Source organism: Vibrio sp. 1F263 (assembly GCF_041439035.1).
Lineage (GTDB): Bacteria > Pseudomonadota > Gammaproteobacteria > Enterobacterales > Vibrionaceae > Vibrio > Vibrio tasmaniensis_A.
The window spans coordinates 1-9,718 of record NZ_JBGONI010000070.1; the positions used below are offsets into that span (position 1 = coordinate 1).

The following is a 9,718-nucleotide window of genomic DNA, read 5'->3' on the forward strand; positions in this document are numbered from 1 at the left end:
GTTCTTCAAAGGCCAGAAAGTCGATCCAGATAGTGAAGGTAAAGACCCATACAACGGGATGGTTTTTGTTATCTATAAAAACTTCCTTGAGTTCTGTATGAAGCGTGCGTGGCTCACGATGTTCGTTCTGATTATTGGTTTGGGTGCGAGTGTTTACGGCTTTGGTTTTGTAAAACAAGCCTTCTTCCCATCTTCGACTACGCCAATGTTCCAAGTGGATGTTTGGATGCCGGAAGGTACCGATATTCGTGCGACCAACACTAAGCTTAAAGTGCTTGAAGGTTGGTTAGCAGAGCAGGACGAAGTTGAGCACATCACGACAACGGCAGGTAAAGGCCTACAACGTTTCATGCTGACTTATGCGCCAGAGAAAAGTTATAGCGCATACGGTGAGATAACGGTTCGTGTGAAGAGTTATGAAGTACTTGAAGGTTTGATGTTGCGCTTTCGTGAGCATGTAAACGGCCAGTTCCCTGAAATTAATTACAAACTTAAGCAGATCGAATTAGGTCCTGGTGGCGGTGCTAAAATTGAAGCGCGAATTGTGGGTTCTGATCCAACGGTTTTACGTTCAATCGCAGCTCAAGTTATGGACATCATGCGTGCTGACAATGGGTCGTTTAACGTTCGTCACGATTGGCGTGAAAGAACTAAGGTACTGGAACCTCAGTTCAACGAAAGCCAAGCGCGTCGTTATGGTATTACCAAATCTGACGTTGATGATTTCCTAGCGATGTCTTTCTCTGGTAAGTCGATTGGTGTGTATCGTGATGGTACTACGCTGATGCCTATTGTGGCTCGTTTACCTGAAGATGAGCGAATTGATATTCGCAACATCGAAGGTATGAAGATTTGGAGCCCGGCATTAAGTGAATACATCCCACTACAACAAGTAACACTAGGCTACGAATTGGAATGGGAAGATCCACTGATCATCCGTAAGAACCGTAAGCGTATGCTGACGGTAATGGCGGATCCTGACCTACTGGGTGAAGAGACAGCATCAACTTTACAGAAACGCTTACAGCCACAAATAGAAGCGATTGAGATGCCACCGGGTTATTCATTGGAATGGGGTGGTGAATACGAGTCGTCAGCTGACGCTCAAGCGTCACTGTTCACAACTATGCCGTTAGGCTACTTGTTCATGTTCTTAATCACGGTGTTCTTGTTTAATTCGGTGAAAGAGCCCCTGATTGTTTGGTTAACGGTACCACTCGCCTTGATAGGAGTAACGACAGGCTTGCTAGCCTTGAATACACCGTTCGGTTTTATGGCGCTTCTGGGCTTCTTGAGTTTGTCTGGAATGCTTCTGAAGAACGGTATCGTACTGCTTGATCAAATTGAGATTGAGATGAAGTCAGGTAAAGACCCATATATAGCGGTTGTTGATGCGGCATTGAGTCGTGTACGTCCTGTATGTATGGCGGCTATCACAACGATTCTCGGTATGATTCCATTGTTACCGGATATCTTCTTCAAGCCAATGGCGGTAACCATCATGTTTGGTTTGGGCTTCGCCACCGTACTGACGCTAATCGTGGTACCTGTGCTGTATCGTCTATTCCATAAAATTGAAGTCTCGTAAGACGAGTGAGTCTTTGAATTAATGCCCCTGTTTAGGGGCATTATCATTTCTGAGTGATTTAAAATAGGTAGCAATAACATGGAAACAAACACTGAAGGTAGAACGTGTGCATGGGCACTGAAGCACGAACTGGAAAGGGAGTACCACGACGCAGAGTGGGGCGTGCCTGTTTATGATGACCAAGTTCTGTTTGAGTTCATTACTTTAGAAGGCGCTCAGGCGGGCCTGAGTTGGATTACGATCCTTAAAAAGCGCGAAGGCTATCGTGCTGCCTTTGATAATTACGATCTAAACAAGTTAGCCGAATTGAATGAAGACAATGTGCCACACGTCATAGAGAACTTTGATGTGGTTAAGCATAAAGGCAAGATTGCCTCTGTGTATAACAACGCTCGAGCAACGCTTGAACTGCAGAAAGAGTTTGGTTCTCTTTCAAACGCCTTATGGCAATTTGTCGATAACAAGGTGATCGAAAACCACTGGATTGAGATGACTCAAGTTCCAGCTTCTACCGAGCAATCCAAAGCGATGAGTAAGTTTTTGAAGAAGAGAGGCTTTAAGTTTGTTGGGGAAACAATCTGTTACGCGTTAATGCAAGCGACAGGTATGGTTAATGACCATTTAGAAGGTTGCCCACATAAATAAAGGTGTTATTTCTCGACGCGAAATAATTGTGTGTAAATTGAAAAATTCACTGGTCATTTATAAACTTTTCAATATTATATGCGACCAAATTCAAATGTAGACAACGATAGTGAATCAACAAAACTACCAAATATGTGATGCTAACTATGATCCCTTGCTTAGGCAGTTTATGCGTGAGGATGGCCACGTAGAAACTATCGCGCCGCTAGAAGGTAAAGTGTTCCTATTCTTGCTTGAAAATACAGGCGAATGCATTGAGCGAGGCCTGATCTTTGATAGATGTTGGGGGGATGTGATTGTCTCTGAGCAAGCGTTGACCAACGTGATATCTAAGCTCAGAAAAACACTGAACAGAGTGACTTGTGGTTGCGCCACGATTCGTACCGTCAGTAAAATGGGGTATTCTCTGGAGATAGAGGAATCATCTCAACCTCAAAATACAGAGCCTAAAGCGACAGTCCCTGAGGCGGATATAGTATCAGAGTCTCCTCAAACGATAGGATTATCGCAAGCCGAACTTAACCCATCATCAATAACGACAAATCAAACACAAACCTCAGGCGAGTCACCTGAGAAAAAGCCGCAAGATGAGCAGGCTCATGTTATGCCTGCATCAGTAACACAAAGCGTTGAAGGCGACATGGAAATGCCATTGTCCACAGTTAGCCCGAGAGGTTCAGTCAACGCGGTACCACCTAGCTTTAAGCTTTTTGTTCATCGTCATTTAGCCTGCGTGGGCTACTTTTTAGCCTTTACCTGTGTGTTGATCTCTTTGTTTAATATATTTCAGGCTTACTATCAGCCATTGCCATACTTTGTTGATAAAAATGAGTATCACGACAGCTTCGTAGATGAAACTAATCACTACTTTTTCCATATTGTTCGCAATGAAGCCTACTCGTTGCCTGCGATCACTGAGAGACTGATACAAGTTATACCTAGCCACTGTAATGTTGATGTTTTTGTTCGCATTTATCCATCTGTCAACCAACCTGAAAATGATGCTTTGTATATGCTGATTGAGAGAAAGGATGGCGAAGCTCTTAATTACTTGTCATCTATTTTTGAAGTTGAGTCATCTTTTGATTCGTTTGTGAATTACATGGCTCAAAGGAGTTACTTTTGCGAATAATTGGTTTGCTATTGGTATTAGCACTCACAGCTGCAAGTTTCATGATTGATAGAAACGTATTAGCGGGCACTCGTTGGCACTGTAAAACCATCAAAACGGGCTTTATGACGCAGGCATTTCAACCTTATCAATCGTTGTATGAACGTATGACTTTTACCTTCCAATCAGACAATACGTTTATGATTGCAGAGGCGGTGAAGATTGAAGAGAAGAATGGTCAGGTGAGTAAATTGGAGCACCACTCCTCAGGTCGTTATTCGTTAGAAGATGGCGAGTTGTCTATCTCTATCATTGACTATTCGCCGACAACTGAAACTGATGATCCTGTTATTAATCGAGACTATAGCTCGTATAAGGGGCTGAATATTGATTACTCAGTTGTTGTCACCGATGACTCACTCTATTTATTTAATAAAAATCGTTTCGAAATTTTTAATTGGGTATGTTTTAAGGTTCAGAAGTAGTCATATAACTTCTACACCAAGAGCTTACCGAACTAAAAAAGGCAGGTTGTCCCTGCCTTTTTGTGGAAACTTGTTTATTGTTTTACTTAAACCAGAGCGTTGTAACGATCTAGTCCAGCTTCTAGATCCGCAATCAGGTCATCGACGTCTTCTAAGCCGATATGAACGCGTATCAAGGTTCCTTCGAAGTTAGGGTTCGCTACCGTTCTCAAGCTATTAAAGCTGCTCGGTTCGTTCGCTAGAATCAAACTTTCAAATCCACCCCATGAGTAACCCATACTAAAGTGCGTCATACCATCAAGCAGAGCAGTCGTTGCTTTTGTGTTTGAGTTCTTAAGAACGAAAGAGAACAAACCATTACCGCCAGTGAAGTCTCGTTTGAAGAATTCATGACCGGGACAAGACTCAAGGGCAGGGTGACGAACATGGTCAACCTCAGGGCGTGTTTCTAACCACTTTGCTACTTTTAGGCTGCTTTCAGCATGTTGGCGAAGTCGAACGTCAAGAGTGCGAATACCGCGAAGACCAAGATAAGCGTCATCTGGAGATACGCACTGTCCCATCAAGTAACTCTGCTCTCTCAGTTGATCCCAACATTTTTCGTTGGCTACTGCAGTTCCTAGCATCACATCAGAGTGACCAACAATGTATTTAGTCGCCGCTTGAATTGAGATGTCGACGCCAAAATCGAACGGTGAGAAGTTAACACCAGCCGCCCACGTGTTATCGAGCATTACAATGATGTCATGTTCATGGGCAATACGTGCGAGTGTTGGGATGTCTTGAACTTCCATGGTGACTGAACCCGGAGATTCAGTAAATAGAACCTTAGTATTTGGCTTAATAAGGTCTTGGATACCTTCACCGATCGTTGGCTCGTAGTAAGTGGTCTCTACACCCATCTTTTTCATTATGGTGTCACAGAAATCACGAGTGGGTTCATAACAGGTATCGACCATCAGAATATGGTCACCTGTTTCAACAAAAGAGAGGATGGCATTAGAGATGGCTGCCGTACCACAAGGGTAAAGTGCGCAACCTGCACCACCTTCAACTTCAACCATTGCATCTTGAAATGCGAAATGAGTCGTGGTGCCACGGCGTCCGTAGAAAAGTGTCTTGTTAGCGCGGTTAATGGTCGCTTTGCGTTTCTCTTCTACTGTGTTGAACACGACAGTTGAAGCGCGTTGTACTGGTGGGTTAACGACACCATTAGTCCACTTCTTATCACGACCTGCAGTGATCAGTTTAGTGGTTTTGTTCTCGGACATGCTGTGAATTCCTTATCAATCGGTTATGTCCTATTTAAAACATGCCAATAGCCTTCAAAGCAAGAGCAGAGCGGGAGTTTTTGCGCTTTTCTTTCGCTTTTTAACCTTCCACGTCGTTTATCGTGAAAGGTTTAAAATCCGATAGTCGGCGAGTGATGAGCCGCGGTGGACGCATTGATGGAATTAAAGCAGCGGGTTGAATAAGTAAAACAACCTTTCGAAGAAGCGGTTGCGTAGGTTTCTCTGCTCCCATTGCTCCAATTCCACTGGATGAGATGATTCAATATAGGATTGCTGCAAATCAAACAGTTGCTTGGTGAAGTGCACATCATCAACGGCTAGCGTTACTTCGAAGTTAAGCCATAGGCTGCGCATGTCGATATTGACCGTTCCGATTAAGCAAAACTCTTCATCAATCACTACCGATTTGGTGTGAAGAAGCCCGCCGTAAAACTCATATATCTTCACTCCGGCTTCAAGCAGTTCGGTATAGAAGGCGCGAGAAGCCCATTTAACCATTAATGAATCGTTGTTATGTGGAATGATTAATTCTACGCTGACACCACGTTGTGCCGTCATTTTGAGTGTTTCTAATAAGTCGGCACTCGGTACAAAGTAGGGTGTTGTAATACGAACTGAATGGTTTGCTTGATTAATCGCAATAGTAAGAACTTGCAGAATCAAATACTCCGGCATGCCCGGCCCAGATGGCACTACTTGAACTGGATGATGCGTCATTATTTCTTCAACCGGGCACTCTGGTAAATCAGGAAGAATGCGTTCACCGGTTTCCACTTCCCAATCCCAACCATGAATTGCTGACAACACGTTAACGGTTGGCCCAGTGACGCGAACCATGACATCAATCCATTGGCCGACACCTGAGCTCTGTTTGAAATGAGCTGGATCTACCATATTCATTGACCCGGTATAGGCGATGGACTCATCAATCACGATGATCTTCCGGTGCTGCCTTAGATCTAAACGGCGTAAGAAAATACGCCAAGGACTAACCTCTAATGCTTGGACAACGTGAACGCCAGCGTCTTTCATCATTGAACGCCAGTGACTTTTGAAAAAACGCGGGCTACCTGCAGAATCGAGTAAAACTTTAACATCGACACCACGTTTTGCTGCTCGAATAAGTGCGGAAGCAACGGAGTCAGTTAAGCCACCGGGGTGCCAAATATAGAAAACCATTTTGATACTAGTCTGGGCGTTTTCTATATCTTCGATAATTGCGTGTAGGATCTCATTAGGAGAAGCTTGCAGTGAAAGTGTGTTTCCGCTGAGAGCTGGAATGCCCATCCGATTGTTACAAAGCTCATCAATTTTGTGGATAGGAGAGCCGACTTTACCTGGAAGGTGGACTTGGCAATCATTTAATTGGCGGAACCAATCACCAAAAGGCGTAAACATGCGATGTGCCCGCTCAGCCCTCTTTCTACCGAGATTTAGCTCTCCGAAAAGGAAGTAACAAGCGACGCCAACAATAGGGATAATGTAGATAACCATCAACCATGCGAGAGAAACGCTGACAGAGCGTCGTTTTAGTACGACACGAAAAGTCACACCGGCGACAAGGACCCAGTATAAAGCGACAGAAGCTAAAGTTAAAAAATGGTAGAGCTTTTCCACATTGAATACTCGAAAAAAGAGACACTTAGATAGTAATGCTATTTTACGGATATGGGAATTTAAGGAATCAACTATTTACAAAATAGAGCAAAAGCTGTAAACAGGTTAAAGTTGTTAAGTTTTAGTTAACTTAAGACGAATGCAATTGTTTTGTATGAAAAATCGGCATTTAACCATAAAGATTTACATTGATAACGAAATATATACGGTTCGGGCTTCCAATTGTATTCTTAAACTGGTTTACTTGCTAGATAACGAGCGTCAATCAAATCTTTTAATGGTGTAAATTATTATATACACCTTATCTTTTAATGACGCCACACAAAGCAAAATACAACATCACATAACACAAAAGTTTGGAGTAAACGTGGCTACTAGTAATACAACCACTACACCCCGCGATACCTGGGGTTCGAAATTAGGATTCGTAATGGCTGCAGCAGGTTCTGCTGTTGGTTTAGGTAACATCTGGAAATTCCCATACACAGCAGGTGAAAGTGGCGGCGGTGCATTCGTTGCAATTTATCTGTTTTTTGTAATCTTCATCGGTTTCAGTGTGATGCTGACTGAATTTGCGATTGGCCGTCATACGCAAAAATCAGCAGTAGGTGCATTTAAATCAACTGACCGTCGCTGGACGTTCGCTGGTGTTATTGGCGTAGTCAGTGGTTTACTTATCATGGGTTTCTACCCTGTAGTAGGTGGCTGGTCTATCGCATACATCGGTAAAATTGCTGGTGGTCTACTAGACGCACCTGAAGCAATTGGCGACAGCTTTGGTGGCTTTATCTCAAACCCAGTTCAGCCACTAATGTGGATGGGCCTATACTTACTACTTAACGTTGTCATCGTTATGAAGGGTATTTCTGGCGGTATTGAGAAAGCGGGTAAGATTCTGATGCCACTTCTTTTCATCATCCTTATCGTGGTATCAATCAAAGGCCTAATGCTTCCGGGCGCGATGGCTGGTCTTGAATTCCTATTCAGCCCTGACTTCTCTAAAGTAGACAGCGGTGTAATCCTAGCTGCACTAGGTCAAGCATTCTTCTCACTATCTCTTGGTATGGGTTGTATGTTGACTTACGGTTCTTACCTTAAGAAGAAAGAGAACCTAGTTCAAACTACAGCAATGGTTACGGCAATGGATACAGGCGTTGCCATCCTAGCTGGTGTTGCAATGTTCCCTGCAATGTTCGCATTCGGTATGGAACCTGCTGCTGGTCCTGGTCTAGTATTCGTTGTTGTTCCTCAGCTATTCGCTGAAATGGGCGGCGTAGTTGGTCTTCTATTTGCTCTTATGTTCTTCGTTGGTCTAAGTGTTGCGGCACTGACTTCTTCAGTATCTCTACTTGAAGTTGTTGTTTCGTACCTAATCGATGAGAAAGGCATGAAGCGTGTAACAGCTGTACTGTCTGCAAGTGTCGTAATGGCGATTCTATGTATCTTCGCTTCTCTATCACTTGGCGGTTTCGGTCCAACGCTGTTTGGTACTGGTGCATTCGATATCTTCGACCTACTAACGGATAAGATCTTCCTAGCAGTTGGCGGTATGTTGGTATGTATCTTCGCTGGTTGGAGACTAAACCGTGCTGACCTAGAGAAAGAAATCACTAACGACGGTGAAGTATCTTTCCCACTATTCGGTCTATGGTACACACTCGTTAAGTACATCATCCCAGTAGCTATCGCTATCGTAGCGTTCATGGGTATCTCTTCTGGCTTCGACAGCGGTAAAGGTGCAATCATGCTACTAGGTATTGGTATCATTGCCGGCTCTGCGCTTATTTCTAAGAAGCTATAATTCTTAGAAACTCTAATCGCAAACTAAAGTTAATTGATAAGCGGGAGCCATTGGCTCCCGTTTTTTATGCGACGTACTTATTGTTTTTCGAGAAATAAAAACATCGTCCCCTAAAGTTATCCGTGTGGTGGCCGATATATCTTTCGGTTAGGCTATATCGGCCTGTATTTATTTTAGGTAGGTGTTCTGTGAAATTGTCAGTGAGAAAAAAACTATATTTGGGTTTTGGATCTATATTGGCGGTGCTTGTCACGTTAGTAGGGATTGTATCGATAGAAGTGATTGGGGCTCACGAGAGCTCTGATGAAATTAGACTGGATGATGTTCCAGGAACTGTTACCTACCTTATATTGATCGATGAAGCTGGTGATGTTTACCGTGATGCTTTGGGCGCGGTTGTTCAGGGCGGTAATGCGCTCAATGATTATCGAGCTAATAAGACTCAATTTTCTCAAGCAATTGAAGAAGCAAAGCGTTTAGAGAGTAAAGGCTCAGAGGACCATCGTCGTGTTCAGCGAATTGAAGAGCTAATGGGGCGCTTTACTCAAGAGTTTGAATCGAAGCTCGTACCTATGCTTAATGATGAAACTGCATTGTTATCAAATATCCAGCAGCTTCGCTCTTTGTATGAGAGTAATCTTATCCCGATTGAAAATTTGCTTGATCAAGCATCTGAAAGTGAGATTGCTGATACAGAGCGAGCTCTGCTAACACTAACGGATTCGTTTATTACAATCGAACGCACGATTATGGTGTTGACTGCGGTTGCGATTGTGTTTGGCTGTGTAATTGCGTTTGTATTGTCTAGCTCTATTACTAATCGCTTAACTCGTGTAGAGCAAGTTGCACGACGCGTAGCAAATGGTGATCTAACGGCAGGTGACATTGTTGATGATTCTGGTGATGAGTTGGCTGACCTTGCTCAATCGATCAACCAGATGCAAAAGTCATTGGTCGATCTCCTCGGTTCTATCTCATCAGTGACTACCCAAGTTCAATCCGTTACTGGTGAGCTATCATCAATCAGCCACGACATCGTATCTGGCGCCTCTGCTCAAGCAGATAAAGCGACATTGATTGCGACTGCGGCAGAAGAACTAAGCTTAACCATTTCTGAAGTAGCGCAACAAGGTACTTCTACTTATGAAGAAGCGCGCCGCTCAGAAACGTCTGCAGAAG

At 43.6% G+C, this 9,718-nt stretch carries 8 protein-coding genes; 6 read left to right on the top strand and 2 right to left on the bottom strand.

The annotated features are described in order from the left end of the window. The 4 genes from ACED25_RS22385 to ACED25_RS22400 form a co-directional block, all read left to right on the top strand. On the top strand, positions 1 to 1,588 hold a 1,588-nt coding region (locus ACED25_RS22385), incomplete at its 5' end, for an efflux RND transporter permease subunit (protein WP_371696149.1). Positions 1,589 to 1,666: 78 nt separating this feature from the next. After that, positions 1,667 to 2,233: a DNA-3-methyladenine glycosylase I gene (locus ACED25_RS22390; RefSeq protein ID WP_009848770.1), complete on the top strand. Its 567-nt coding sequence runs from the start codon at positions 1,667 to 1,669 to the stop codon at positions 2,231 to 2,233. Positions 2,234 to 2,342: 109 nt separating this feature from the next. Next, a complete protein-coding gene (locus tag ACED25_RS22395) occupies positions 2,343 to 3,365 on the top strand; it encodes a transcriptional regulator (protein ID WP_371696151.1) in 1,023 nt (340 codons plus the stop codon). Further along, complete coding sequence (locus ACED25_RS22400; protein WP_371696152.1) at positions 3,356 to 3,829, top strand: hypothetical protein; 474 nt, start codon at positions 3,356 to 3,358, stop codon at positions 3,827 to 3,829. The genes ACED25_RS22395 and ACED25_RS22400 overlap by 10 nt, the downstream gene beginning before the upstream one ends. A gap of 86 nt (positions 3,830 to 3,915) precedes the next feature. On the opposite strand, the gene ACED25_RS22405 is transcribed toward ACED25_RS22400, so the two are convergent. Together ACED25_RS22405 and cls are read right to left on the bottom strand one after the other, a co-directional pair. Next, positions 3,916 to 5,100, bottom strand: coding sequence for a cystathionine beta-lyase (locus ACED25_RS22405; protein ID WP_017104078.1), 1,185 nt, complete (start codon positions 5,098 to 5,100; stop codon positions 3,916 to 3,918). Between the two features lie 183 nt (positions 5,101 to 5,283). After that, positions 5,284 to 6,738, bottom strand: a complete 1,455-nt coding sequence (cls, locus tag ACED25_RS22410) for a cardiolipin synthase (protein WP_012604351.1) — start codon at positions 6,736 to 6,738, stop codon at positions 5,284 to 5,286. Between the two features lie 367 nt (positions 6,739 to 7,105). Here cls and ACED25_RS22415 point away from each other — a divergent pair, with 367 nt between their 5' ends. Continuing rightward, entirely contained in the window at positions 7,106 to 8,539 is a 1,434-nt protein-coding gene (locus ACED25_RS22415; protein WP_012604350.1) for a sodium-dependent transporter, read from the top strand. A 188-nt stretch (positions 8,540 to 8,727) separates the two neighbouring features. Continuing rightward, positions 8,728 to 9,718: methyl-accepting chemotaxis protein (locus ACED25_RS22420; RefSeq protein ID WP_371696154.1), on the top strand; the 991-nt coding region annotated here is incomplete at its 3' end.

Bases quoted from the DNA above. Each gene is read 5' to 3' on its own strand.
- ACED25_RS22405 (WP_017104078.1), bottom strand. From the start codon at position 5,100: ATGTCCGAGAACAAAACCACTAAACTGATCACTGCAGGTCGTGATAAG.
- ACED25_RS22390 (WP_009848770.1), top strand. From the start codon at position 1,667: ATGGAAACAAACACTGAAGGTAGAACGTGTGCATGGGCACTGAAGCAC.